Raw genomic sequence first — 24,537 nt, forward strand, 5'->3', positions numbered from 1 at the left:
AAAGATATACCTCCACAATCCGATACTATGAAACTGATTAACAATCAGGAAGTACGATTATTCGATGAACTTAAATCGTTTCTAACGAATAATTCTGAAGTTTATTTGTGCTGTTCCTATTTCACCATTCCAGCGCTTTTTGAGCTTTCTGATCAACTACGCCAGGTTCAATCCATCCGCATTTTGATCGATTCAAAAGCAGACCAGGATATTCGGTTTGCCTACGACCAGAACGAATGGCTCAGCTACCTGGACCTGCGAAGCAAGCATAAATCCGATACTTCAATAGAGATTATCCGAAGTAAAAGCCAGATCAGGCACGGTAACGTGGGTGGTCAGAAGTTTATCCTGGTGAAAAATGGGGAGCAGATCCATTGTTTTTCAATTGTGCCGCAAGATCTGAACCTGGTTACCTTGGGAATTTCGCCGGCACCAGGTCCAATTATTTTAAGCTATTTCGAAGATACTACTGGGCAATTTCTAAACCTGTTCAACCAGTTTTGGAATAATAGCCATAAAGACCTGAAACAGCTGATTTTATCGGTGATGGAAAAAGCGTCAGCTGATAATGCACCAGAGCTGATTTATAAATTTAGCCTATTCAATCTATTTCAGAACGCTACCATTGATGAAGTTTCCGAGCAACGTTTAAAGAAGATAGGCTTCAAAGAAACCAACGTTTGGAAGATGCTTTACAACTTCCAACAGGATGCCGTGTTGGGTGCCATCGACAAAATCGAAACGTTTGGTGGGTGTATAATTGCTGATAGTGTGGGCTTGGGTAAAACCTTCGAAGCGCTGGCGGTTATGAAATACTACCAGATGCGGAATGATCGAATTCTGGTGCTTTGCCCAAAGAAGCTTCGGGATAACTGGGTAGTTTATGCCCAAAACGATGTAAGGAATATTCTATCCAAAGACCGGTTAAACTTCGATGTGCTGAATCATACTGACCTATCCCGGAAGAATGGTATGTCTGGTTACATTAACCTGGAAACGATTAACTGGGGGAATTATGACCTGATCGTGATCGATGAATCGCATAATTTCAGGAACAACCCGCCAGTACGGGAAGGCATTACTCGCTACCAGCGCCTAATGACCGATATTATAAAGACTGGTGTAAAAACGAAAGTCCTGATGTTGTCGGCAACTCCGGTGAATACGAAGATGAATGATATCAAAAACCAGATCTCATTTATTACAGAGCAAAATGACAAAGCCCTGGAGCCTTATGGAATCAATAGTATTGAAGTAACCCTACGTAGAGCGCAGCAACGTTTCAATAACTGGCTTAAAAATAATTATGGCCACGCAAACAGCCGTGATACTTTAGTGGATAGCCTGGACGGTGCGTACTTTAAAATACTGGACTTATTAACTATTGCCCGTTCCCGAAAACACATACAGAAATACTACGATGTAAGAGATATCGGTAAGTTTCCTGATCGTTTAAAACCAATTAGCAGGCACGCCGATTTTGACGTGAACCGGTCTTTCCCGGCAATGGATAAGGTGAACAATGATCTGAATGCGTTGAACCTGAAATTCTATTCGCCGCTATCGTATGTGCGTGGCGATAAACGACCATATTATGAAGCTAAATATGATATTACAACCGCTAACGGTAGTATTTTCAAGCAGATAGAACGAGAGAGTAGTTTGATCCACTTAATGCGTGTGAACCTGCTTAAACGCCTGGAAAGCTCTATACACGCCTTTCGTTTAACCTTGGAATCGCTTCTAAAACACATCGATTCTATTCTTTTAAAAATTGAAAATGCACATAGCAATGCTTCATTCGATAGCGACCTCGATATAAATGAGGTTGACCTGGACGATGAATTGCTGGAAGATCTATTGGTAGGTGGGAAGATCAAAGTGCTGCTGCAGGATATCGATTTAATAAAATGCCGGGAAGAACTACTTGACGATAAAAAGCGGATTCGGAATTTGCTGGCGCAAACCGTGGTGATCGATGCGGAGCGGGATGCCAAACTCCTGGAATTGAAGAAGCTGATCTTAGATAAGATTACCTTCCCGATAAACCCAGGCAATAAAAAGATAATCATCTTTTCCGCTTTCGCTGATACCGTTAAATACTTATATGAGCATTTGCAGCCCTGGTTAAAATCGGAGCTTGGGCTTTACACAGCGCAGGTTACGGGTGGTGAAACAAACAAAACTAACCTGCCCGATTGCCGACCAGACCTAACTTCCATTCTGACGAATTTTTCGCCGATCTCTAAGAAACGTGAGATTATAATGCCCAATGCGGTAGAAGAAATCGATATTCTATTCTGTACCGACTGTATTTCCGAAGGCCAAAACTTACAGGATTGTGATTATCTTATTAACTATGATATTCACTGGAATCCGGTGCGAATCATTCAACGCTTTGGTAGGATAGACCGCATTGGCTCCCGAAACGATAAAATCCAGTTGGTAAACTTTTTCCCTAACCTTGACCTGGATAGTTACATCGACTTAATCGGTAGGGTACAAGGAAGAATGCAGATACTGGACGTTTCGGCAACCGGCGACGATAATATTATTGACGAAACCGTTGGCCATAAGCAGGACTTGGAATACCGGAAACGGCAATTGGTACAGCTGCAAAACAAAGTGCTCGATCTGGAAGATATTGAAGGCGGTATCAGTATTACGGATCTTACTTTCAACGATTTTAAGATTGATGCGGATCGCTTAACTACCGAAGAAAGAGAAGCCTATACCTTAATGCCGAAAGGTATCTACGCAGTAACTCAAAGCAACTTGGAAGATGCACCCAAAGGCGTTATTTTTTGCCTGAAAGACCTTAGTGCAATGGGCGAAGATGTTTACCGCAACAATGCGATCTTCCCTTATAGTTTATGCTATGTAAACGCTGACGGCGAAATTTTTATTCCCGGTAATAATCCGAAACGGTGTCTTGATTATTTTAAGAAGCTGTGCCTGGGCAAGCAGGAAATATTGCCAGCTTTGGTAGCTGAATTTAATAAGGAAACCAGAACGGGTAAGAATATGGATGCTTATGTAGCCTTATTACAAACCACCTTGCGCCATTTAAAAGGAGTGGACGAAGATATGGGCCTTGATTCGTTAGCCACGCCAGGAGGAACCAGGTTGTTTAAAACCGAAATGGATGGCACCTATGAACTGGTTTCTTTTCTGGTTATAAAATAACGTGGAAGAATTAAACGCCATATTGCAGATTCCGGAGCGGTGTCTGGTAAACCGAAAACTTACGAAGGCATTCTTTAAACGGAATTTCGATTTGACCAGCGCCGAAAGAGCTTTGTTGGATGATCCTGCGTTGGTAAGCGGAATGGATATTGTGGCTTCCATTACCCCAGCAAGCTGTAACGTTAGCGTTTATAAAGACGACCTGTCCGACTTTACAGAAGTGCTAATAATAAGTGTTCAGACCACGGAAGTAGATTTCGAACGGAACCAGCTGAAAATAGCCGAGCTGATACAGAAACACATTCCTTACCCGATACTGCTGTGTGTTTACCACGCAACTACTTTTACGTTAAGTGCCGCCGATAAACGGATAAACCAAAACGACAGCACCAGGCGCATTGTAGATAAAACGTATTTTTCTGAAACGATCAGCCAGCAACAACCTACGGAGCAACAACAAGTTTTTCTGGATAGCCTGGCTTTTGCCCTGCTCGATAAAACCAACCTGAAAACGTTTTATGAAAGTTATATTCAGTTGTTGGTTTCGTTGAAAGCAGCTGAGTTAAGCGGTGTTTTTACAATCCGAACCCAAAGTCGTACTCAGGATGATATTGCAGCGTTGGCCAGAATAGAAGCGTTGCAGAAAGAAATTAGTGGGTTGCAAAATCAAGTCAGGAAAGAAACGCAGCTTAAAGAAAAGGTAAAACTGAATATGCAGGTGAAAAACCTGGAAAGCCAGGTTCAGGAACTTTTAACGAACTTAATATAAAAAAAGAATCCCGCTGTAGGCAGCGGGATTTTTCATTTCTTCTAATGCTAAAGTTTATTTCAACTTAACATATTTGGCAAGTTTAACAGCTTTAGATAGTTCTGCTCGAAATGCAGGCCGTAAGCCAGATTCCTCAATCACTTCTCGAATTCCGTGTTTTAGAATTTCGTTGCTGTACCCAATACCAAAGCGGTAGATACCTGTTACCTGTTCGCCCCGCTCCGCAGAGTTGTACATCTCATTTAACTTTGCGCCTAATTCTTTTAATTCCATAATTATTATCGTTTAGTTTATGCAAAGGTACGAAAGTTTTTGAGCTTTTTGAGCTTTTTTTTAAAAATATGCTCAAAAAGCTCAAGATATTTTGCAACTAATTGATTATTTGGTATTTAATTTTAAAGGTGTTCTTTTTAAATATAGGCGTTAGAATTGCCGGCAAATTTTCTTTACCCTTTCTAAACTTTAAGCCTCTGCCACTTTTACCCATCGATCTCTTTGCTTATACTTGTAGGAGAAGTTTAGCTTGCCAATTTTCTGCGCCGTTTAGCGGTTCCAGCACTTGCCGGCAATAAATCTAAATGTAAAACGCTATCGGTTTGGCCTGAAAAACTCAGAAAATGCTATCGTTCTTACCTGAAAAAGTAAGAAGCCCTTACCGCTATTATTAAATAATATTTCTAAATGGTTATCGGCAAACCGTAGGTTTATCCGGTGCCAAGCAGCAGCTATTCATTATGGAACAAACACTTGAAATGGAGCAGATCACGGCTGGCCACGAACTGAGCCAGAGTGCAGATATAGTAAAGCAAAACCTGGAAACCCTGAAAACGCTATTCCCTACCATCGTAAAAGAGGGGAAGATAGATCTTGCAGAATTGAAAGCATTGCTGGGTGAAGAAGTAGAAACCGGCGATGAATATTACCGCTTTACCTGGGCCGGCAAAAGTATGGCTCGCCTGGAAGCCAACAAACCAAGCACCGCTACCTTACGCCCAAACAAAGCTGATAGCAAAGATTGGGATACCACGCAGAACATTTTCATTGAAGGCGATAACCTGGAAGTATTAAAGCTGCTCCAAAAAAGCTATGCCAACCAGGTAAAGATGATTTACATCGACCCCCCATACAACACCGGGAGGGACTTTGTTTACAAAGACAACTACAACGATAACCTTGGAAACTATTTAGCAATTACCGGGCAAGCCGATGAAGCAGGGAACCGCATTAGTACCAATACCGAAAGCGATGGCCGTTATCACAGTAATTGGCTAAATATGATATATCCACGTTTAAAACTTGCACGAAATCTTCTAAAGGAAGATGGATTAATATTTATTTCCATCGATGATAATGAGTTGCAAAACCTAAGAAAAGTATGTGATGAAATTTTTGGGGAAGAAAACTTTATAGATAATATTATTTGGAAGAAAAGGTATGGTGGTGGTGCAAAGGAAAAATTCTTGGTATCCCTGCATGAGTATATTTTAGTTTATGCAAAAAATAGCTTGGAGCTAAATCCTATTTTTATTCCAAATAATGAGGATGCTATTAAAAGATACTATACTAAACAGGACGAAAAATTTGAATCAAGAGGACCTTATAGAACTCACCCTTTAGAGGCAACTAAAAGTATGGGTGAAAGGAAAAATTTGGTGTATCCGATTCCTGGTCCAGATGGGGTAGAAGTTTGGCCCAAGCGGCAATGGTTATGGGGTAAAGATAGGGCTCTTGAAGCACTTAAAAATAATGAATTAGATTTTTTAAGAGATAAGGATAATAATTGGTCGATCCATACTAAGCAATACTTGAAGGACGAAAGCGGAAAAGTAAGAGAAAGTAAAGCATTTTCTATAATCGATGATGTATTCTCTCAGCATGGAACCAATGAAATATTAGACCTATTTGGTAACGCACAGATTTTTTCCTTTCCAAAACCTACTGAACTTTTAAAGAAAATATTAAATATAGGTCTTGAAGAAACTAATGAGATTGTAATTGATTTATTCTCTGGTTCAGGATCTACTGCCCATTCCATTATGAACCTAAATGCCACCGATGGTGGTGAACGAAAGTTTATTTGTATTCAATTACCCGAGCCTACTTCAATTGATAGTGAAGCTTACAAAGCAGGTTATAAGAACATTGCTGAAATCACAAAAGAGCGATTACGCAGGGCTGGCGAGAAAGTGAAAAAGGAAGCTAAATCTGACCTTTTTACAAATGAAGTTAATAAGTTAGACACTGGCTTTAAGGCTCTTAAACTTGATAGTTCAAATATTCAGGCTTGGGATGGCAGTGTAGAAAATTTTGAGCAAAACCTGTTTACGGCTGCGTCTAATATTAAACAAGACCGCTCCGAAGAAGATGTGCTTTACGAAATCCTGCTGAAATACGGTTTAGACCTGGCGCAACCCATCGAAGAAAAAACGATTGCCGGCAAAAAGGTGTTCAACATCGGTTTAGGCGCTCTGTTTATCTGCCTGGCCGATGGCATCACTACCGATGTAGCCGATGGTATTGGCCAATGGAAGGAAGCACTGCAACCAGCCAGTTGCCACGTTATTTTCAAAGATACCGGCTTCACCGATGTAGCGAAAACTAACTCTATCCAGATCCTGAAACGCTATGGAATTAGCGATATAAACTCAATCTAATTCACGCAAAGTAAAACGGTATGCAAATTAAGTTCGAAAGTGAATTAGATTATCAGCAAGATGCTATTAATGCCATCGTCGGTATTTTTAAAGGTCAGGAAGTCTGCACCTCTAACTTTACCGTGTTTTCGCCGGCATTTTTAGCCAAGCAGAAAAACATCGAATTCAACCAGTTAGGGTACGCCAATAAACTGCAACTCACCGAAGCGCAGATCCTGGAAAACGTGCAGAAAATTCAGCTGCACAACGGTATGAAACCTTCTGCTAAAGAAGATATTGATGTCAAACACCTTGATTTTTCGGTGGAAATGGAAACCGGTACCGGTAAAACCTACGTGTATCTGCGCTCCATAATGAAAATGAACCAACAATATGGATTTACAAAATTCATTATTGTGGTGCCATCCATACCAATAAAAGAAGGCGTTTACAAAAGCTTACAGATAACCGAAAGCCACTTTAAAGGGCTGTACGCCAACATTAACTACAAATATTTTATCTACGATAGCTCCCGGCTGAACGAGATCCGTGATTTCGCTACCAACGACCAGTTGCAGATTATGGTCATCAACATCGATGCCTTCCGCAACAGTTTCGACGATTCCAAAGATGCCAATTCCAGCGTCCGTATCATCCACCGCTACAACGATAAGCTCGGTTACAAACCCCTGCAACTTATCCAGGACACCCGGCCAGTAGTTATCATCGACGAACCGCAAACGACGCTAAGTACACCACTGGCCAAGAAAGCAGTTAAAAACCTGAACCCGTTAACCATTTTACGCTATTCGGCCACGCACAAAGAAAAGCTGAACCAGGTGTATAAACTCGATGCCATAGATGCTTACAACAAGCAGCTGGTAAAACAGATCGAAGTAGCGTCGGTAAAAGTTGAAGGTTCGCCTACCAATGCTGCTTATGTAAAATTGGTATCGGTACAGAATAAAAAAGGCATTACCGCCAAGCTGGAACTGGATGTAATAGTAAAAGGCGACCGCAAGCGCAAAATAGTAGAAGTTAAAAAGCCCGATGATCTGGTGCAGGTTACCCGAATTCCTGAGTACGATGGTTTTCAGGTAAATGAAATCTACACCCAGGCAGGCAACGAATACATAGAATTCTTGAACGGCACCATCTTAAAATTAGGGGAAGTTGTTGGTTCCGTAGATGAAAGCCTGATCAAGCGGATGATGATCCATAAGACAATAGAAGAACACCTGAATAAAGAATTACTGCTGAACCCGAAAGGCATAAAAGTCCTGAGCTTATTCTTTATCGATGCTGTAAAACATTACCGGGTTTACGACGAAGATGGCAATGCCCAGAACGGCGATTACGCTACCATTTTCGAAGAAGAATATAAAAAGCTGATCAAAAAGCCGAAGTACCAATCGCTGTTCGGTGAAATTAAAGACCTGGATTCCGAAGCGTCCGACGTTCACAACGGTTATTTTTCCATCGATAAGAAAGCCAAAGCCAGCAACAAAAAAGAGAAATTCGAATACTTTAAAGATAGTAAAGAAGATAAGCCAAGTAAAGATGACGAGGAAACTTACAACCTCATTATGAAGGAAAAAGAAAAGCTGCTTAGTTTCGATTCTAAACTGCGGTTTATTTTTTCGCATTCTGCCTTGAAAGAAGGTTGGGATAATCCGAACGTTTTCCAGATCTGTACCTTAAAAGAAGCTGGCGCATCCGAAATTCGCCGCCGTCAGGAAATTGGTCGTGGTTTACGTTTAGCTGTAAATCAGGAGGGCGAAAGGATAAGAGGGTTCGATGTAAACACGCTAACCGTAATGGCAAGCGAGTCTTACGAAGATTTTGTAGAGAATCTGCAAAAAGATATAGAAAAGGAAACCGGTATCGTTTTCGGGATTCTACAAACCCACAGTTTCAACAATATCGTGGTAGCCATGGAAGGCAGCGATCCTGTTTTCTTCGGCCAGGAACAGTCAGCCAGGCTATTCGATTTCCTGATGCTGAAAGGCTATATCAACAACAAAGGCAAAGTCCAGGAACTCTTAAAAGATGACCTACGCACGGGTAACGTAGATCTGCCTGAGCACTTGGAAGACCACGTAAAAGCGCAGGTAATCGAAACGCTGAAACACACTGCCGGCAAAATCGAAGTAAAACGTAACGAAGATAAGCAGCCCGTTACAGTTAATAAACGAGTATTGCTTAGCCCTGATTTCAAAGAACTGTGGGATAAGATAAAATTTAAAACCACCTACTCCGTAGATTTCGACTCTCAGAAATTGGTGGAGGCCTGTCAGAAACACATAAGCGAACGCCTGGTAGTAAGTCGTGGTAGATTGGTTTACGAAAAGGTAGATTTAGCAATGACCCAGGGTGGCGTTACTTTAGCCAGCGAAGCCATTACGGATTACGGTATCATAAACCAGCAGGTAGAAGTGCTGCCTGATATCGTAACGTATCTGCAAAACGAAACCCAACTGACCCGTAAATCTATCGTCCAGATTTTGCAAGGCTGCACCAACCTGAAATACTTTAAGATCAACCCACAAAAGTTTATTGAAGGCTGCATCGATATCATTAATGAGCAAATGCGCCTGCACATCATCGATGGCATTGTTTACACCAAAATAGGCGATCACGAATTCTACCGTCAGGAATTATTCGAAGAAGAACAACTGACCGGTTACCTGAAAAAGAATATGCAGGCCAGTACCAAATCGCCATACGAACACGTGGTTTACGACAGTGGTATTGAATCGCAACTGGCTCAAAAATTCGAAACTACTTCCAACGTAAAAGTTTATGCCAAACTGCCAGGCTGGTTTAGAATCGATACCCCGTTAGGCGCTTACAATCCCGACTGGGCAGTTCTTTTCGAAATAGATGGCACTTATAAGTTATTTTTCGTCATCGAAAGCAAAGGCTCTATGGGTTATGAATTCTTACGGCCAGCAGAACAAGGTAAGATCGATTGCGGGAAGGAACATTTTAAAGAACTCTCCCGAGCCACTGGAAGCCAGATTAGTCTTGAATATGTGAAAGATATTGAAGATGTTGCTAATCTGGCAATGGCGAAGGTGTAGTAAAGTCTACTACATTTGATATATAGTTATCAATTGTCGTAGACTTTAATTTTAATTATCAGAAAACGTTATGAATTTTATTTTTTCCATTCTTGTAAACCTCAACCAATCACTATAAAGATTAAAATAGTGGCTAATATTGTGGCCAATTTCTACATCATATTTGTGGAATAAAATATTTTCTATTAAACCAAGTATACGATAGTGGTTCCGGTCGATAATTTTAAATTTATTTATCGATAATAAATTTTTTGCCATTATTCTACTGTTCGAATTCAATAGGCAAAAGCTATTCGTTTCAGTAAGGTATTTTTCATAAGTGTCTTTAGGAATAGTACTATAATGGAATTTTAAGTTCAGTATATCTTCATCTAAAATAAATTCAATATAGGGTAAATGATCATGGCATTCATATATTTCATAATACTCTGAATCAAATCTATACAAAATAGCCTGTAAATATTCAAGTAAACTTTGCTCTGTCAGAGGATGATAGTCTATTTTTAAAGGTTTAATTGTTGTGTAATTATCAGTAAATTCAATTGGTAAATTAGGTTTCATATTTTTTAAATTTTATAATATTAAAGGCAGCCACATTTTGTTGTATTTGGCTTTTTGTGATTACCGTGGACTGTTATTTGTGTTTATTCAGCAGCCAAAATGGTAAATAATCTGCTGGAAGATTAAATTAATCTATTTGATTCGTAATAAAGGGTATTTTCTGCATTCCTATCCCATCACAACCCTGGCAGCCACCACCAGCGCAGGCCGGACATCTATCGAATTTATAGAAGAAAAAATCCGGTTCGTAATTCAGTAGTTTAATTTCATTATATTCAGGTAAAGTAATAAGAAAGAATTCCCTATCTGTTTCGCCAATAATTTGGTTGTTATCAATGCCGATGTAATCAAACTTTGCTTTAATTAGCATAGCTGATTTTGATAAATCATAAATTCCGTATTTATCATTTTTCAAATATTTTACCAGGGTTTCTTCTGGATTCAAAAAGCTGTATTTTAAGATCATTTTCATTCTTATTTTAATTTATATAGTTAAAAAAGCAGCTTTCGGTAGCAAAAAAGTAGCATTTTATATTTAATATATAAGGAAAATATACCTTACAAATGAAATACAAATGCGTTAAACTTTATAAAAGAAGCTACGATAAGCTAACCACAGCGAAAGTCGATTTGGAGTCCTTAGACTACTATTTATGCCGTGCAAGAATTGTAGATTTAGCTTTAGATAACCTATTAAAGTCCATAGAAAAAATGAATGTTACAAATCATGGAGCATAAGGCTGGCTATCTGAACGATCCCTATATTTTTGCAGTACAAGCAGGTAAAGATCATTACGAGGTTCAAATTATTCAACAAGCGATAATTGATTTTCAGTTCGATTATTTTATTAATCCAGGAAATGTAGAAGCTTTTATTTCGAATTTAATTAGTTCCTGGAATACAACAGTTTGGGACTCAGGCTTCACTTTTTTTAATATTAACAATTGTTTCAAAAGTGGTAAATCTTATTTTGAAGTAACAGGTTTTAGTGTAATAATTTCAAGAATGGATCTTTCAGAATACGAAATTGAAATTGGCCCAGATGATGTTGGTAATGGAATATTAGATTTTGAAGCTTATTTGAACCAAGAATAAGCAGGTAAGCCTTCTAATGAAGATTAAATCCGTTGGTAAGAGCCTGAGCTAAAGGCTTCATAGAAATTCAGCTATTTGGTTAGCTGAATTTCTATGAACAGGTTAGAAAATGATCAATTCTACTTTTTCTGATCGTTTTCGCCCAAGCCTTAAATTCAGGAGATTTACGCCAATTATTCTTTTCTATAGTTAAGTTATCAGTTTCTGAAGTATCAGTGCTGTTGTTAAATTCAAATTTTAAGATTCTCAATACCGTTTTTAGATTCCTAAATTGTAATGGTAAATGATTTATTTCCATGTATTTGTGTGCAATTTTCTTATCAGCTGAGGTAACTAACTTTAATGAAATCAAATGAAAAAGATCTTTAAGATTGCTCAAGGCATTAATACCTCCATAACCATATGAAATAGTAAGCATTTTTTGGTCTATTGAAAAATCTATCATAATTCGGTCTGGTGAATCCCCATCAAAATTTATAAGTACTTCTAAGCAATCTAATTCATCAATTACTTTAAATAATAATTTTTCTGTATTCTGAGAATTACAACCCTTTCCATATGTTGGCGTATTTGAATAGATTATGGACATTATTTTTAATTTTTTGATATATATTATTCAATATTAGATGTTTTATAGGTTCTGGATATTTTTAAAATTGATGATTTAAGTTCTTTACATTTTTTAATAGCCTCTTTTTTATCAGATACAGTGTCCAAGATTATGATATCTTTAATTTTATTAATCAAAACATCTTTCTCTTTTAAATGATTAATCCAATAATGTAACGGAGAAAATGAAGTCCAGGCTGCTCTGATGCAATTCCCACCTTGATCAATAAGAGCTAAAATATAAAATTGCCCATCTGAATCAGGTATAGGTAATAATTTTTTGTAAAGGAAAGTATCCCTTAAATTATTAAACTCAGCTAATGCAAGATTATAATACTGAATATAATCTTTTCCATATGTTGCTTTAATTTCTTTATATTTTATTAATGTTATGTCTTTTAAAATCATAATTTATTTTGTATTAAATGTTGTTTGCCACTGGTCCAATTATTGTTGTTGGCTTAGTAAGTAAATACAATGTATAATCCTGTTAAATATTATAAAGTGATTTAATTTTTTCTTTTCTAACTAATTTTGTCCAGATGGCATAAGTGGTTTCCCATTCCTGGAGCTTATCTCTATCAATTGGTCTATTATCTATTCTAAATAAATAATATTGTATACATGAAATAAATTGCGGTATCCACATTGCGTTTTTAAAGTGGATATCTAATTTGTTTAACAATAGTAGGTTTTTTACAATTTCATAATCCATCTCAGTAATTAAACAAAATGAATTTTCCTTTTTAGTATATCCACCTCCGTTAAGAAAAATAATATTAGATGGGTACGTGTATTCTATAAAAAATATATTGTTAGTTAATTTAAATTTTAGTTCTGGAATAGGGACATCTTCGTGTTCGAGGTAATCAAAATAAAAATCCCTTCCAAAAATCTTAATCATTTGAATTATGATATCCAACCCTGGATGATAAATTTTTGGTTTTGAGACCACTTCTCCATTGTCTATAAATGAATTTAATAAAGAATTTAGCTTATTGATTTCTATTGATAGTTGTATGAATTCTGGTGCATCCTCCTCCTTATGAATTTGAATATCTGCATTCTCAATCAAATTGATAATTAGAGAAGCAGCATGATAATTATTTATTGGAGATGTATGTTTGAAGCAAATTTTAGCTACATCGTATAATTCACAATAATCCGTGGTCTCTTTTAGTAACTCTTTTCCTCGGTAGTACAACTTTTCATTTTCTACCAGAAATTCTATTTCTATTAATTCAGGTGGATAGTTGTTTGCTAAAAGAATATTTTTCAGTGTACCTGTAACATTCAAGGCGAATTTTTCTCTTGTTTCGCATTCTATTCTGCCACGGTTGTTAAATAAATTACTCGGTTGAATAGGTATATATTCGTATAATGTATTAAGGTGATTGGTATTAATTATTTGCATCGAAGTCGATTGTTAACTGTTGATTGATTAAGAATTTGCGTTTAAAGGTTTTATATTTTTCAGATTCGATTTGATAACCTGCTTTTTTTAATTGCAGATCATTCATATCTATATGCTTCGCATGGAAATCTGTAAGTTGGAGTTGTATTACTTGCTCGCACTCCGATTTAGTATAGTCGTATTTTTCTTTGAATAGAACTTTTTTGTTATTTGTTAGATTAATGAAAATCTTTGAATGGTATGCTGGAAAAGAATCGGTTTGGTCAAGTTCTGCATATAAGAAAAAGTACTTAGCTGGGTAACTTTTACCATCTATTATTAGTGATTCTTCTGGCAGTGATCCTTTGGTACTATTAAATAAAAATTGGTTTGGGTTTGATTTTAAATTCATATTAAATGTGGTGTTTACAATTTATTTACCCACTTTATATGAGAAAAAATCCTTTTGTTTTGGAGGTTCATAAAAAAAAGCAAACTTTTTTATTTGCTTTTTTTTATGCGGTTAGGAACTTTAAATAATATTAAAAGTTTCTGGAGCTTTAAGTTTGGGCTCGATACCAACTTCAGAACAGAAGTGCTTCAATACTAATGCCTGCACTTCATTAATATATTCACCTTCGCATAGTATGCTATCATGTAAAGAACAAAAGAAATGGCTCTGGCTTGAGAAGTTATTTTTATGTTTTTCCATTAGCTCCGTTAATGCTCCATCTATTACCGCAGTAGACTCTATTTTTTGCATAGCAATAGATAAGGATTTATAGTTGCTCATTTTTTCCTGCTGGATTATTTGGTAAACTGTGCTGAACTCTTGTCGAAATAGCTCAGCTTCCTTTGTGTAATATCCTTTTTGGTTTAAGCTGTAAAATACATTAGCAAAAAGTGTTACTTTAAATTCCGGTATATCTTCAGGTGCTACTTTTAATATATCTGCTAAATATTGGTAAAATTTGCCTTCACAAACTAATTGGATATACTTATTTACATCAGGAGGAAAGTTCCGGTTTGGAAATGCTTTAAACAATATTTTAACTAAACAGAAAGGTTGAGCATTTGCAACGTCTATACTATAAATCTGCGCTTTAGGGTTTTCTTTAATATAAAGGAATTGACGCAGCTCCCGCCAAAGAGTTGAAATTGGATGATGCATACGGCATCCCTTTTCATCCCTTATCGCATTAAAACCAGTGCCATCGTATATTGAATAGATACTATATAAATATTTTTGTAGCTTATTATCTAATATATCTTTTAAGTAAGTATATTTTGCGGACTCAGTGGTAAGTCGGTTTAGTTCTTTGATTTGTTTTCTTTTAAGTTTTATTTTATCTGGCTTTGATAAATTTTTAGAGTACCAGTCTTCTACAAATCGAATCGCTTCATATTTCCTAATACTAATAATTTGTATTTTAGATTGTATCCATTGAGTAACATCGTCTTGATTGGATAAATCTTTTTGTTTATATTTTAAAATGTTTTTGTGTAGCGTAGTGTATTTGTCGACTAAGATCCGTCGGTGCATTACGTCGTATTCTTTTGTTAATCGATAACCTTTGCATTCACCCTGGAAATTATTTTCAGTTGTAGCTACTTCATATTTCACCTTTTTATTTCTGTTTTGATGATCAATATTTAGTGGATCGAATTCTTCTATGATCTTATATTTATATAAGAGTGGTTTTAAAATTTGTGTATAGCGACAAGTTAGAAATCTTTCAAAATGATATTTTCTTGATAAGTGGATAAAGTCATTTTTACTATATTTATTATTTGTTACCTGATTGATGTATAACTGGTGAAGCATAAAATCTAATTCTTGGCTATGCCTTTCTATCATAAAATCTTTCCAGCCTTCATTCCGTAATATTTCTTTCGCTTTAAAATTTTTTGGAGTATATATTTCTAAATCTTCGTTTTTCATAACCATACGCTTTATTATTGTATGGATATTTTTTAAAAAGTTGTATTACCAGTACCGAAATATTTTCACTATAAACCTGAAATATAAATTTACTTATTTAAATATTTTGTAGTGTTGATGTGAAATATTAGAATAAATCTATTAAATTAGTGATAATGCCATTTTTTTAGAACTAATGCTTGTTCTTAAATAAATTATTTATAATTATTTGTAATTGCTTAATTATAATATTTTAAAGTTAAATTTCTTTGATTGTTATCATTTGTACTCTCACTTTTCAGATTATATTCTAACTACCTATTGAAAGTTCTTTTATAAAGAGACGGTAAGTAATGGGCCCTTTATTCTATGGTGGAAAAATGTCTATTTGGTTATTTCCATTTTTATAAGCAGAAATAAATTAAGAAGCCGCTATTTAGACAAATTATAAATTGGCCTTAGGCAATCTTATGCTCCAAACTTTTAAAATTTATAATCTATAAGCATAGAATTTTAAATTGTAAAAAAATATTATGAAACTACTTAAAAGAATAAAAAAGCAAAGAAAAGACACTAATTCGGTTTTTAAGATACACTATTCTTGTACTGCAAAAATCATCGATGGTGAATGGAATTTTGAAATGCATGAATCAAGATCAATTTCTGGTCATTTACTCCTATTAAAAGAAAAGTGGCCTGATCATAAAGAAATGAATTATGACTTTGGCATCTATAAATATAATCATATAGGAGAGTTAGTAATTGATGAAAAGGTATCCTTGTCAGTTCTGTACAATTTAAGCATGAAGAAGTATTATGCTACACTTTGCATCGAAAAAACAAAAGCAGATATCAGGAAAGAAAAAATACTAAATATTATTAACGATTAACCTGGATTTGATTCTCACTTAAATAGATTATAAATGCTAAAAGAATTACAAAAATGATAACTACAGAATTATTTACCCCATCGTCAGAATTTACATTTGGTGAAGATGATGACATTAAAACCAAGATATGTATTGATCAACACCTAAGAGATGTTGAAAATGCGTTGCTTGAATTAGCAAATAATGGAAACATTGTAACAGATAAGATCCAGCCAATAATAGATATGGATCTTAAAGTTTTTTCAGAAAAATATAACACTGGCAATTTACTTGATTTACCGGAAAACGACTCATTGATGCGTTACTTAGTAAATAAGCCCCGGTCAAATGCAAGATTTATTCTTAACCCAAGCGATTTGCTTCCAGATGATATTTTATATTTTAAAGAAGCCGAGATATTTTTTAAAGAGTTAACATACCTTGGTGTTTATAAGTACTGGAATAAATACTCCGAGGTTTATGGAGTTGCTGTTATTTATTTATGTTCCCGTAATGGTAATATGTATGAAATTTACGGAAAATTTGATGATTATAATAATCTATATTATTTAAAAACTTCAATTGTAACTTATGATATCTTATGTGATATGTTGGACTATGACGAATTTAGCCTTGAAATTGACCTACGACATGTAAGAAGACAATATATCATTACTAATATTAATTTATTAATCAATGATTAATGATTCAAGACAAAAATATAGCCTTTGAAATGATCATAGATTAAAAAAAATAATTCATTTACAAATCTTCAACCCTCGTTGAAGATTTGTAAATGAATTAAAAATTTACTATATTTAGATAAATCAAAACCGATGTTATGGATTTTTCTGGAAGTGATAAAAAAAAATATGTATTCTATTTTAGAGTAAGTACAAAGCGGCAGGGAGAAAGCGGTTTAGGATTAGATGCTCAGCGGACATATTTAAATCATTTCTATAGTGGCAAGAATGTTCTGGCAGAATTTACAGATGCTGTAAGTGGAAAATCCATTGATAATCGTCCACAGCTTTTAAAAGCCTTAGAACTTTGTAAAAAGGAGAAGTCTATTTTAGTCGTGGCAAAAATCGATAGATTAAGCCGGAATACTGAACAAGCTTTAAGTATTTATCGGGACTTAGAAGGTAGGTTAGAAAGCTGCGATATCCCGAATTTGGACAAGTTTACACTAACTCTTTTTATGGCTATTGCAGATAGAGAACGTGAACTTATTAGTATTAGAACCAAAAATGCTCTGGATGAAGTGATTCGTCGTCGCAATGGTAAAAACTGGCGAGAAGCTTCTGCTGCTTATAAAACTGGTGAAGCTTCAAAGAGTGGTATACTTGCGATAAAAGCTAAAGCTTTAGCTAATGCAAATAATAAGAGAGCTGGGGCGTTAATTTCAGAATATCGAGATAAAGGTTTTAGTTGGCAGATTATTTCTGATAAATTGAATGATGCAGGTTTCAAAGCAAGTAAAGGTGGTAAGTTCCAAGCAGTTCAAGTTCAAAGGATTTATTACAGAATAGTTGAACCAGTATAATTTGTATACTATATATTATTAAAGAAAATAAAGAGCCAATGCTGAATGTTGCATTGGCTCTTACCTTTTATATGATTCTGTTTATGGTTTAATTTTACTTAGCTAACCCTTCCAAGTAGTCTTTTACTTCCTTCGAATCGTAATCAGCCATACCATCATGGCGAGCAGCTACTTTGCCGCCTTTACCCAGAATGAAAGTAGTCGGAATCGATTGTGTTTGGAAAGTAGCAGGAATATTGCTGGCTGGCAGGTACACCGGGAATGTATAACCTTTTTTCGAAATGAATTTCTTTACTTTCTCCATACCATTCTGGTCTACCGAAAGCATTACAAAGGCAATATCCTTTTCGCCGTTAAGCTTATCGTATAATTTTTGAATACCTGGCATTTCGGCTACACAAGGCGGACACCAAGTTGCCCAAATATTCATAAAGACTACCTTGTTTTTCAGGCTGCTGAACTTAACCATATTTCCTTGCAGGTCCTGCAACAAAAAATCATTGGCTAACATTGCTTCTGGTACAACTTCCGTTTCCGGCGATTTATTTATTGAAGACCGGCTTGCTGGAATTGCCGGCAGATCTGGCTGCATTATTCCAGTTGCCAGTAAAACCCGTTGCACCTGGCCAATGGCTTCAGTATGGAGTCCGCTTAGGTAAAGAAATCCAAAAACAACCACGGTATAAACCCAGCCTGGAATGTTACGGAATGAAAATTTATTTTTAGTCATGATCTTTTCTATTTAAAAGTTCTCGATAAGTTCTTGCAAAGGTATTGCCTTAAAATTCCAGCCACAGTGACCAAAGTTACTCTGGCCAGAATTTTAAGGTTTGGAATGTTACCGTTTTACAATTCAACCGTGATAAATCCTTCCTGTTGCAAGTCGAACATATAGGTTAACCCGTTAGGGATAATTTCAGCGCCATCCATAATTTCCGAAGGTGCTATTTTAAACTTATCCAGCGACATACCACAAACTTTATAAGTGACCCCGGCCGCTTTTCCAGCTTCAAAAAATAGCTTCATTTCGCTGTCTTTTTTAAAGGCTTCCACCGATTTAGCACAAGCCATAATTACAATTTTATCAGCGTTATACTTCTCTTCATTCCGCATGGTCTGGGCCGTATTTACCGCAGCTTTCAGATGGTCCGGTTGACTGATCAGGATGCCGTAGTTATTCTTTACAGAAACAGAAGAATCTGACGCTGAATTTACAGCTTGTGCTGTGGAGCAGGAACTAATGGCCATTACTCCGAGGAAAACAACTGCCATCATTTTTACAGCATTATTGGTACTGGCAGTTAATTGGTTTTTCCTAACCAGGTATTGGTCCAGACCATAGTAAACTGCGCCGTTCGCCATAAAGAACAGCAACACACCCATAATTGCAATGTTCTTAAAAAGCGGTCCCATGGTAGCGACACTTCCCACCTGCATTGTAAGCGTTATTGGAATTAGGATAAGAATTAGCAGGAGCGCAGCCTTTCGGGTTTGAAAACCAACCAGCAGCATCAGGCCACCAACCAGTAAACCAATACCAGAGAGGATTACCAAAATTTCAGGATCGGCCATAGAAGTTGCCAGGAAACCCATTTTTGCTTTCTCTAATCGGGCTGCTGCTTCTGATGTCTGGAACAGGTGGTTGAAAGCAGCAGTAATGAAAATGAGGCTTCCCATGATACGTAAAGCCAGAAATGATATTTTATTCAGGTTATTTGATTGCATAATTTTTCGATTTTCAATTAATGTTTAGGACCTTAAAACGCTATGGTTTTCGGGCGAAAAAGTCGGTTCTTATTTCCTACCGGAATACATAATCTACATTAGGGACCTGCGATAAAACTGGTTCCGGCAAATCCAAGGCTTTGGCTCGATCATCGGTTTTAGGCGAAACGGTGCCTTTCTTTTGCAAGTATTCGGCCATTACATCGTGAATGGTGTAGTCCAGCACTTTCGGGTCTTTGGCATTGGGCATCCGGCAAAGCGTGTGGTCGGGTTCGCCCCGACGTAAGCAAGCAGCCATAGTATATTCTTTTTTCAGGTCTATTGGATTTCCGCCGATGGTTATGGTTTGCACCCGCTGGCCTTTCGGGGCGTTGGCGTTAAAGGTCATTTCCATTCCTGAAAAACGGATCAGCCAGCCGCCGAAGCGTTCCAAGGGTTTTTCGGCAAATACATTGTGCAGTTCTTTTTCCATCCAATCGTGTATCTGCTGGCCGGTGGCTTTACCGGTTTTCACGTTTTCATTTACCGGCAGCATATTCCAGATATCGGAGTAGGTAATAGCTGCTTTCCCTGATGCATTGGGAATGATGGGATTACCGAAACGGAAACCATTGGAGATGGCAATGTCGGCACCGGTTTTCCAGCGAACGGCGTCCGTAATCATATTATCCATTCCGGTTTCAACCACCAGGTAGCGGTAAAGCGGCGTAGTGGTGTAGCCTAAAACTTTGTCCATCTGAGTGCGGTAGGGAGCAAGCTGTTCGTTTATAACCTGCTGCACTTCCGGATCGGCGGGATATTTTGCTGGATCTACATCGATAAGTTCGTAGCGTTGGCCTACAATTTTTCCGTCTTTAATGTCAAGGTCCAGGCGGCCGACAAATGAGGCGAAAGCCCCCGGTTCTACTACCTGGGCATATTTGCGTTGAATTGGTTTCCGGATGCGTTCGTGGGTATCGTTACCCAGAATAAAATCGACGCCTTTAATGTATTCCTGGTCGGCCAGGTGAATTTGCTTGGATATGCCGATGTGCGTAACCAGAAAAAGCACATCCACTTGCTGATCTTCTTTCAATTCTTTTATCAGGTTTTCCAAGTTGTCTTCCACCTGCTTAAAAACAAGACCTTTACTGAAAGATGGATTCTGGCGGATCGGCACTTCGGGGTCGTTGTAAGAAATAAAGCCAAGCTTTACACCGTTCACTTCTTTCACCAGGTAGGGCGGATAAAGCATTTGGTTCGTTTTCTCTTCGTACACATTGGCGCACACAATCGGCGTATCGAAAGATTTTAGCACGCTTTTCATTTTATCTGGACCATAGATCACTTCCCAATTGCCCGGAATCAGGAAATCGTAGTCCATCGACTTAATGATGGGACCAAAGGCTTTTCCTTCGGTAAGGGCGGCAATGGCACTTCCCTGGATTAGATCACCGCCGTCCACAATTACCGTTCCCCCTGGGTTTTCAGCTTTTACCTGTTTGAAAATGGTTTGGATATGCGCCAGTCCGCCCCGGGTTTTGAATTTGAACTGGCCGTCTTCTACAAAGAATTCCTGATGCGGTTCAACCTGACCGTGAATGTCGGCGGTCTGCAGAATGGTAACAGTTTTTATGTCGTTTTGCATAGCGTTTTGGGATGTTGTAGCGGTTTGGTTTTGCTTACCGCCATGGCAGGAAGCAAGAAAGATTCCGGCTGCTGGGAGCGCCGTGATTGCTATTTTTTTGAGTATATGAAACATCTTTTATGTTTAAAATGAAGGAAAGGGAGTACCTGAAAAGTAGCACATATTAGTCAACCACCCACTAAAAGAAAGCTTTAAAGGGTTATAGGAGTTATGCTGGTTTCGTTTAGAAATGAATTAACGACGTATGAAAAACATAGCCTGATCTAACCAGCACCAAAGAAAAGTGGTGTAGGTTAAAGCCGTAAATTCAGATTAAGAGAAATAGGAAATTAAGCGAACCTTGGAGGATCAGGTTCTTCGGAAGTGGAAAGGAAATGGTAATAAGCTTGCTGAAACGGGGCTGTTTCGGACAGGGTAAAGGGAGGTAAAACCGATACGGAAAAAGCTACTGGTGGCGGTGCCAGCTTGCTGATGCACACTTTCACTTCCGGAACAGGTTGTTCAGATTGTTCGGAGGTTGGTAATGCAACTTGTTGTTCCGGGTTTTGTTGATTTCGGGAGACTGCCTGTAAAGTAGCCCGGGCTTCGGAGCGGAAACATTCCTTTTTGAAAACCACATACCCCGTACCGGCAGGTGCTACTTGCAGCAGCGCCCACGACGTCAGATGTATCATCAACATCAGCCAGGTCAGTATTTTAAGGTGGTCTTTCAAATCAAATTAATTCATTGGTTTACAAAGATACCAGCTTTGGATTTAAGGTTATGTGATTTTTGTCACTGAACTTCCATTATATAAAACGGTACTTGCAGCTTATTTAACGTAACTTAAATACTAACTGATATGAAAAGTCTTTTTGTAAACCTGATCTTCGTTGCGATGCTTACCGTTTCTGGCTGTGCGCAATCGCAAAATTCTTCCGGTGGAAGCCGGCAGGATGTAAATGCTATGCAGGCCAAAGAATTGATCTCGGAAGATAAGGAAATGGTGATTCTGGATGTCAGAACGCCAGAAGAATTTTCCGAAGGGCACGTTACAGGCGCTACGAATCTGGATTTCTACGCCCCAGATTTTGAACAGCAATTAGAGAGGCTGGGTACTACCAATACTTACTTGTTGTATTGTGCATCGGGTAACCGTAGTGGAAAAGCTGCCAGCCTGATGCAAAATAAAGGCTTTAAAAAGATCATCAATTCCCAGGCTGGTTATAAGGAATTAAAACAAGCAGCAGTACATACCAAATAAATCGTGTCGGAAAAAGTAAATCAAATTTTTCGGGTTTCGCTTTTCTGGCTTTTTCTGGTCCTAATTCTCATTACCGACTTTATAAGTGCGCCTCTGGCTTTGTTGGCAGGTATAATAATGGGTTTGAGTCTTGGGAATCCGTACCCATTGCAATTAGGAAAAATTACTAAATTTGCCTTGCAGGCATCAGTAGTTGGTTTAGGGTTTGGTATTAACCTGACCCAGGTGGCGGAAACCGGAATTAGTGGCTTTTTTTATACTGCCGTCTCGTTGGCGGTAACGATGGTCTTAGGTCTGTTATTAGCAAAGTTATTCGGGGTAGAAAAGAAATTAAGCCACCTGATCTCTGGCGGAACAGCTATTTGCGGCGGTAGCGCCATTGCAGCGATTGCCCCAGCCATTAAAGCTTCCGAAAAAGAGATAACCGTAGCGTTAGGGATTGTTTTTATTTTGAATGCGGTGGCCTTGTTTATTTTTCCAGTGGTTGGCAAATATCTACAACTTTCACAGGAACAGTTTGGAGTTTGGGCAGCTATTGCGATTCACGATACCAGTTCAGTAGTAGGAGCGGCCACCAGTTACGGTGAAAAAGCCCTTGAAATTGCTACTACCTTAAAACTAACCCGAGCCTTGTGGATCTTACCGATGGTAGTTTTTACTGGACTTATGTTTAAAACAGAAGGAAAAAATGCAGCCTTCCCCAAATTTATCTTGTTTTTCCTGGCCGCTTCAGTTGTTCATACGCTGATTCCTGGATTGGAAAATGTGTACGCTGGTCTAACTTCTTTGGCTAAAAAAGGATTGATCCTGAGTTTATTTCTAACGGGTGCTGGTATCAGCTTATCTCTATTAAAAACCATCAGTTTCCGGCCATTTGTTCAAGGAGTTTTGCTTTGGGTACTGGTAGCCACCGGATCGCTAATTGCCGTTATATACTTGATGTGAAGGGGCCACTTTTGTTGAAATTCGGTAGTGGCCTGAACGCTTTTAATTAAATAGCTGGGGTGAATTTCTGACATTCTTCACTTCGCCAAAGTAGCTTATTGGTGCAACACATTCGGATCTCTGATAAAATTCCGGCACCTACCGTTAGTAATGCAGTTCCAATTATTACCGTTTCCAATCCAAATAAATCTCCTATAATTCCGGCCAGAACCGCACCAGCTACATACCCGAAATCTCGCCAAAAACGGAAAATACCGAGGCTTTGCGGTCGCTGGCCAGGGTGCGTGTTTTCGGCTACTAACGTTATGAAATTAGGATAAACCAAAGCAGTACCGGCTCCCAGTAAAACCAGCGCAGTTATTAAAATCGGTAACGATTGGCTGAATAAAAGTCCGGAAATGGCTAACCCTTGTAGCACCATTCCCAAACTGAGAAGCTGTTTTTTACAAACCAGATCACCAAGCTTGCCGGTAACTAACTGGCCTAAACCCCAAACAACTGGGTATATACCAGCAAGCATCCCGATCTCTTTTATGGTATAACCTTTCGATGCCAGCAGCACCGGTAATAGCCCCCATAAAATTCCGTCGTTCAGGTTGTTTACAAACCCGTTAAGCGTAACGGAACCAAGGTTGCTGTGCCGCCAGGTGGTATCTTTCCATACATTTTGCAGCAATGGAATATTGGTTTGTAGGGTTTCGGTTTGTACGTGGGCGTAAGTATCTTTTATAAACAGCAGCGAAATCAGCAAACCAGCCATCGAAAACAGAATACCTGGAATGAAAGCCGTGACAACATTTCCAAATTCGGAGGCCAGGTAACCAGCCAGAAAGGCCATTAAGCCAACTGCCAGATAGCCGGCAAATTCGTTAATGCCCATTGCCAGACCCCGATTCTTTTCGCCTACCAGGTCAATTTTCATCACAACGGTGCTGCTCCAAGCTAATCCCTGATTTATTCCCAACAAAAGGTTCGCAAATATTATCCAATTCCAATTAGGAGCATAGATCAACAGCCAGGGAACAGGTAAGGCAAAAGACCAACCAAGCAATAATATCTGTTTGCGGGTAAAGCGACCAGTAAGTTTACCCATTAACAGGTTTGCGCCCGATTTGGCCAGTCCGAAAGCAACTATAAAACTCAACAGCGCTGAATTACCGTTAAGTCCAAAATTGACTTCGGCAAACTGAGGGATTACGGAGCGTTCCAGGCCAATCATTGCGCCCACGAAAGCATTTACCAGCACCAGCAACCAGAATTGGAATGCATTTTCCCGAAGGCCTAATTTAGCAATAGCCATAACTTTCTAAAAAAAACAATACATTTAAAA

General features: G+C 38.0%; 23 protein-coding genes. 10 read left to right on the plus strand and 13 right to left on the minus strand.

What is annotated here, in order from left to right; all coding sequences use genetic code 11:
- Positions 1-27: 27 nt before the first annotated feature.
- Positions 28-3,186, plus strand: a complete 3,159-nt coding sequence (locus I5M27_RS02350) for a helicase-related protein (RefSeq protein ID WP_200504416.1) — start codon at positions 28-30, stop codon at positions 3,184-3,186.
- A 1-nt stretch (position 3,187) separates the two neighbouring features.
- Entirely contained in the window at positions 3,188-3,955 is a 768-nt protein-coding gene (locus I5M27_RS02355) for a DUF4391 domain-containing protein (RefSeq protein ID WP_200504417.1), read from the plus strand.
- 54 nt (positions 3,956-4,009) lie between these two features.
- On the opposite strand, the gene I5M27_RS02360 is transcribed toward I5M27_RS02355, so the two are convergent.
- Positions 4,010-4,228: an HTH-like domain-containing protein gene (locus tag I5M27_RS02360; protein WP_234462349.1), complete on the minus strand. Its 219-nt coding sequence runs from the start codon at positions 4,226-4,228 to the stop codon at positions 4,010-4,012.
- 461 nt (positions 4,229-4,689) lie between these two features.
- Here I5M27_RS02360 and I5M27_RS02365 point away from each other — a divergent pair, with 461 nt between their 5' ends.
- Both I5M27_RS02365 and I5M27_RS02370 read left to right on the plus strand, forming a co-directional pair.
- Positions 4,690-6,609: a site-specific DNA-methyltransferase gene (locus I5M27_RS02365; RefSeq protein WP_200504418.1), complete on the plus strand. Its 1,920-nt coding sequence runs from the start codon at positions 4,690-4,692 to the stop codon at positions 6,607-6,609.
- Between the two features lie 20 nt (positions 6,610-6,629).
- Positions 6,630-9,671 carry a type III restriction-modification system endonuclease gene (locus tag I5M27_RS02370; protein WP_200504419.1) on the plus strand — a complete coding sequence of 1,014 codons (3,042 nt, stop codon included), beginning with the start codon at positions 6,630-6,632 and terminating at the stop codon, positions 9,669-9,671.
- Between the two features lie 51 nt (positions 9,672-9,722).
- Here the strand turns inward: I5M27_RS02370 and I5M27_RS02375 are convergent, their stop codons facing one another.
- Both I5M27_RS02375 and I5M27_RS02380 read right to left on the minus strand, forming a co-directional pair.
- Entirely contained in the window at positions 9,723-10,232 is a 510-nt protein-coding gene (locus I5M27_RS02375) for a hypothetical protein (protein WP_200504420.1), read from the minus strand.
- 127 nt (positions 10,233-10,359) lie between these two features.
- Positions 10,360-10,698, minus strand: coding sequence for a hypothetical protein (locus tag I5M27_RS02380; RefSeq protein WP_200504421.1), 339 nt, complete (start codon positions 10,696-10,698; stop codon positions 10,360-10,362).
- A gap of 261 nt (positions 10,699-10,959) precedes the next feature.
- Between I5M27_RS02380 and I5M27_RS02385 the strand changes: the two genes are divergently transcribed.
- Positions 10,960-11,328: a hypothetical protein gene (locus tag I5M27_RS02385; RefSeq protein ID WP_200504422.1), complete on the plus strand. Its 369-nt coding sequence runs from the start codon at positions 10,960-10,962 to the stop codon at positions 11,326-11,328.
- Between the two features lie 91 nt (positions 11,329-11,419).
- Here I5M27_RS02385 and I5M27_RS02390 read toward each other — a convergent pair whose 3' ends face one another.
- The 5 genes from I5M27_RS02390 to I5M27_RS02410 all read right to left on the minus strand — a co-directional run bounded on the left by I5M27_RS02390 (position 11,420) and on the right by I5M27_RS02410 (position 15,272).
- Complete coding sequence (locus tag I5M27_RS02390) at positions 11,420-11,917, minus strand: hypothetical protein (protein WP_200504423.1); 498 nt, start codon at positions 11,915-11,917, stop codon at positions 11,420-11,422.
- A 23-nt stretch (positions 11,918-11,940) separates the two neighbouring features.
- Positions 11,941-12,345: a hypothetical protein gene (locus I5M27_RS02395; RefSeq protein ID WP_200504424.1), complete on the minus strand. Its 405-nt coding sequence runs from the start codon at positions 12,343-12,345 to the stop codon at positions 11,941-11,943.
- 82 nt (positions 12,346-12,427) lie between these two features.
- Positions 12,428-13,351: a hypothetical protein gene (locus I5M27_RS02400; RefSeq protein ID WP_200504425.1), complete on the minus strand. Its 924-nt coding sequence runs from the start codon at positions 13,349-13,351 to the stop codon at positions 12,428-12,430.
- A complete protein-coding gene (locus tag I5M27_RS02405; RefSeq protein ID WP_200504426.1) occupies positions 13,338-13,742 on the minus strand; it encodes a hypothetical protein in 405 nt (134 codons plus the stop codon). Before I5M27_RS02405 ends, I5M27_RS02400 begins: the two co-directional genes overlap by 14 nt.
- Positions 13,743-13,862: 120 nt before the next feature.
- Positions 13,863-15,272 carry a hypothetical protein gene (locus I5M27_RS02410; RefSeq protein ID WP_200504427.1) on the minus strand — a complete coding sequence of 470 codons (1,410 nt, stop codon included), beginning with the start codon at positions 15,270-15,272 and terminating at the stop codon, positions 13,863-13,865.
- A gap of 512 nt (positions 15,273-15,784) precedes the next feature.
- Here I5M27_RS02410 and I5M27_RS02415 point away from each other — a divergent pair.
- From I5M27_RS02415 to I5M27_RS02425, 3 genes are all read left to right on the plus strand, one after another.
- Positions 15,785-16,141 carry a hypothetical protein gene (locus I5M27_RS02415; protein ID WP_200504428.1) on the plus strand — a complete coding sequence of 119 codons (357 nt, stop codon included), beginning with the start codon at positions 15,785-15,787 and terminating at the stop codon, positions 16,139-16,141.
- 53 nt (positions 16,142-16,194) lie between these two features.
- Entirely contained in the window at positions 16,195-16,824 is a 630-nt protein-coding gene (locus I5M27_RS02420) for a hypothetical protein (RefSeq protein ID WP_200504429.1), read from the plus strand.
- A gap of 137 nt (positions 16,825-16,961) precedes the next feature.
- A complete protein-coding gene (locus I5M27_RS02425; RefSeq protein WP_200504430.1) occupies positions 16,962-17,666 on the plus strand; it encodes a recombinase family protein in 705 nt (234 codons plus the stop codon).
- 94 nt (positions 17,667-17,760) lie between these two features.
- Here I5M27_RS02425 and I5M27_RS02430 read toward each other — a convergent pair whose 3' ends face one another.
- From I5M27_RS02430 to I5M27_RS02445, 4 genes are all read right to left on the minus strand, one after another.
- On the minus strand, positions 17,761-18,396 hold the full coding sequence (locus I5M27_RS02430; protein WP_200504431.1) for a TlpA family protein disulfide reductase: 636 nt from the start codon (positions 18,394-18,396) through the stop codon (positions 17,761-17,763).
- A gap of 116 nt (positions 18,397-18,512) precedes the next feature.
- Complete coding sequence (locus I5M27_RS02435) at positions 18,513-19,391, minus strand: DsrE family protein (RefSeq protein WP_200504432.1); 879 nt, start codon at positions 19,389-19,391, stop codon at positions 18,513-18,515.
- 76 nt (positions 19,392-19,467) lie between these two features.
- The gene (locus I5M27_RS02440) at positions 19,468-21,018 is read right to left on the minus strand and encodes a bifunctional metallophosphatase/5'-nucleotidase (RefSeq protein WP_200504433.1); all 1,551 of its coding nucleotides are present in this window, start codon (positions 21,016-21,018) and stop codon (positions 19,468-19,470) included.
- A 329-nt stretch (positions 21,019-21,347) separates the two neighbouring features.
- Entirely contained in the window at positions 21,348-21,698 is a 351-nt protein-coding gene (locus I5M27_RS02445) for a hypothetical protein (protein ID WP_200504434.1), read from the minus strand.
- 162 nt (positions 21,699-21,860) lie between these two features.
- Here I5M27_RS02445 and I5M27_RS02450 point away from each other — a divergent pair, with 162 nt between their 5' ends.
- The gene (locus tag I5M27_RS02450; protein WP_200504435.1) at positions 21,861-22,262 is read left to right on the plus strand and encodes a rhodanese-like domain-containing protein; all 402 of its coding nucleotides are present in this window, start codon (positions 21,861-21,863) and stop codon (positions 22,260-22,262) included.
- 3 nt (positions 22,263-22,265) lie between these two features.
- Positions 22,266-23,207, plus strand: a complete 942-nt coding sequence (locus I5M27_RS02455) for a YeiH family protein (RefSeq protein WP_317193540.1) — start codon at positions 22,266-22,268, stop codon at positions 23,205-23,207.
- A gap of 46 nt (positions 23,208-23,253) precedes the next feature.
- Here I5M27_RS02455 and I5M27_RS02460 read toward each other — a convergent pair whose 3' ends face one another.
- Complete coding sequence (locus I5M27_RS02460; RefSeq protein WP_200504436.1) at positions 23,254-24,507, minus strand: MFS transporter; 1,254 nt, start codon at positions 24,505-24,507, stop codon at positions 23,254-23,256.
- Between the last annotated feature and the right edge of the window lie 30 nt (positions 24,508-24,537).

It is taken from the genome of Adhaeribacter terrigena (assembly GCF_016623615.1).
Lineage (GTDB): Bacteria > Bacteroidota > Bacteroidia > Cytophagales > Hymenobacteraceae > Adhaeribacter_A > Adhaeribacter_A terrigena.

Bases quoted from the DNA above. Each gene is read 5' to 3' on its own strand.
- I5M27_RS02350 (WP_200504416.1), top strand. From the start codon at position 28: ATGAAACTGATTAACAATCAGGAAGTACGATTATTCGATGAACTTAAA.
- I5M27_RS02360 (WP_234462349.1), bottom strand. From the start codon at position 4,228: ATGGAATTAAAAGAATTAGGCGCAAAGTTAAATGAGATGTACAACTCT.
- I5M27_RS02365 (WP_200504418.1), top strand. From the start codon at position 4,690: ATGGAACAAACACTTGAAATGGAGCAGATCACGGCTGGCCACGAACTG.
- I5M27_RS02370 (WP_200504419.1), top strand. From the start codon at position 6,630: ATGCAAATTAAGTTCGAAAGTGAATTAGATTATCAGCAAGATGCTATT.
- I5M27_RS02375 (WP_200504420.1), bottom strand. From the start codon at position 10,232: ATGAAACCTAATTTACCAATTGAATTTACTGATAATTACACAACAATT.
- I5M27_RS02380 (WP_200504421.1), bottom strand. From the start codon at position 10,698: ATGATCTTAAAATACAGCTTTTTGAATCCAGAAGAAACCCTGGTAAAA.
- I5M27_RS02385 (WP_200504422.1), top strand. From the start codon at position 10,960: ATGGAGCATAAGGCTGGCTATCTGAACGATCCCTATATTTTTGCAGTA.
- I5M27_RS02390 (WP_200504423.1), bottom strand. From the start codon at position 11,917: ATGTCCATAATCTATTCAAATACGCCAACATATGGAAAGGGTTGTAAT.
- I5M27_RS02395 (WP_200504424.1), bottom strand. From the start codon at position 12,345: ATGATTTTAAAAGACATAACATTAATAAAATATAAAGAAATTAAAGCA.
- I5M27_RS02400 (WP_200504425.1), bottom strand. From the start codon at position 13,351: ATGCAAATAATTAATACCAATCACCTTAATACATTATACGAATATATA.
- I5M27_RS02405 (WP_200504426.1), bottom strand. From the start codon at position 13,742: ATGAATTTAAAATCAAACCCAAACCAATTTTTATTTAATAGTACCAAA.
- I5M27_RS02410 (WP_200504427.1), bottom strand. From the start codon at position 15,272: ATGAAAAACGAAGATTTAGAAATATATACTCCAAAAAATTTTAAAGCG.
- I5M27_RS02415 (WP_200504428.1), top strand. From the start codon at position 15,785: ATGAAACTACTTAAAAGAATAAAAAAGCAAAGAAAAGACACTAATTCG.
- I5M27_RS02420 (WP_200504429.1), top strand. From the start codon at position 16,195: ATGATAACTACAGAATTATTTACCCCATCGTCAGAATTTACATTTGGT.
- I5M27_RS02425 (WP_200504430.1), top strand. From the start codon at position 16,962: ATGGATTTTTCTGGAAGTGATAAAAAAAAATATGTATTCTATTTTAGA.
- I5M27_RS02430 (WP_200504431.1), bottom strand. From the start codon at position 18,396: ATGACTAAAAATAAATTTTCATTCCGTAACATTCCAGGCTGGGTTTAT.
- I5M27_RS02435 (WP_200504432.1), bottom strand. From the start codon at position 19,391: ATGCAATCAAATAACCTGAATAAAATATCATTTCTGGCTTTACGTATC.
- I5M27_RS02440 (WP_200504433.1), bottom strand. From the start codon at position 21,018: ATGCAAAACGACATAAAAACTGTTACCATTCTGCAGACCGCCGACATT.
- I5M27_RS02445 (WP_200504434.1), bottom strand. From the start codon at position 21,698: ATGTTGATGATACATCTGACGTCGTGGGCGCTGCTGCAAGTAGCACCT.
- I5M27_RS02450 (WP_200504435.1), top strand. From the start codon at position 21,861: ATGAAAAGTCTTTTTGTAAACCTGATCTTCGTTGCGATGCTTACCGTT.
- I5M27_RS02460 (WP_200504436.1), bottom strand. From the start codon at position 24,507: ATGGCTATTGCTAAATTAGGCCTTCGGGAAAATGCATTCCAATTCTGG.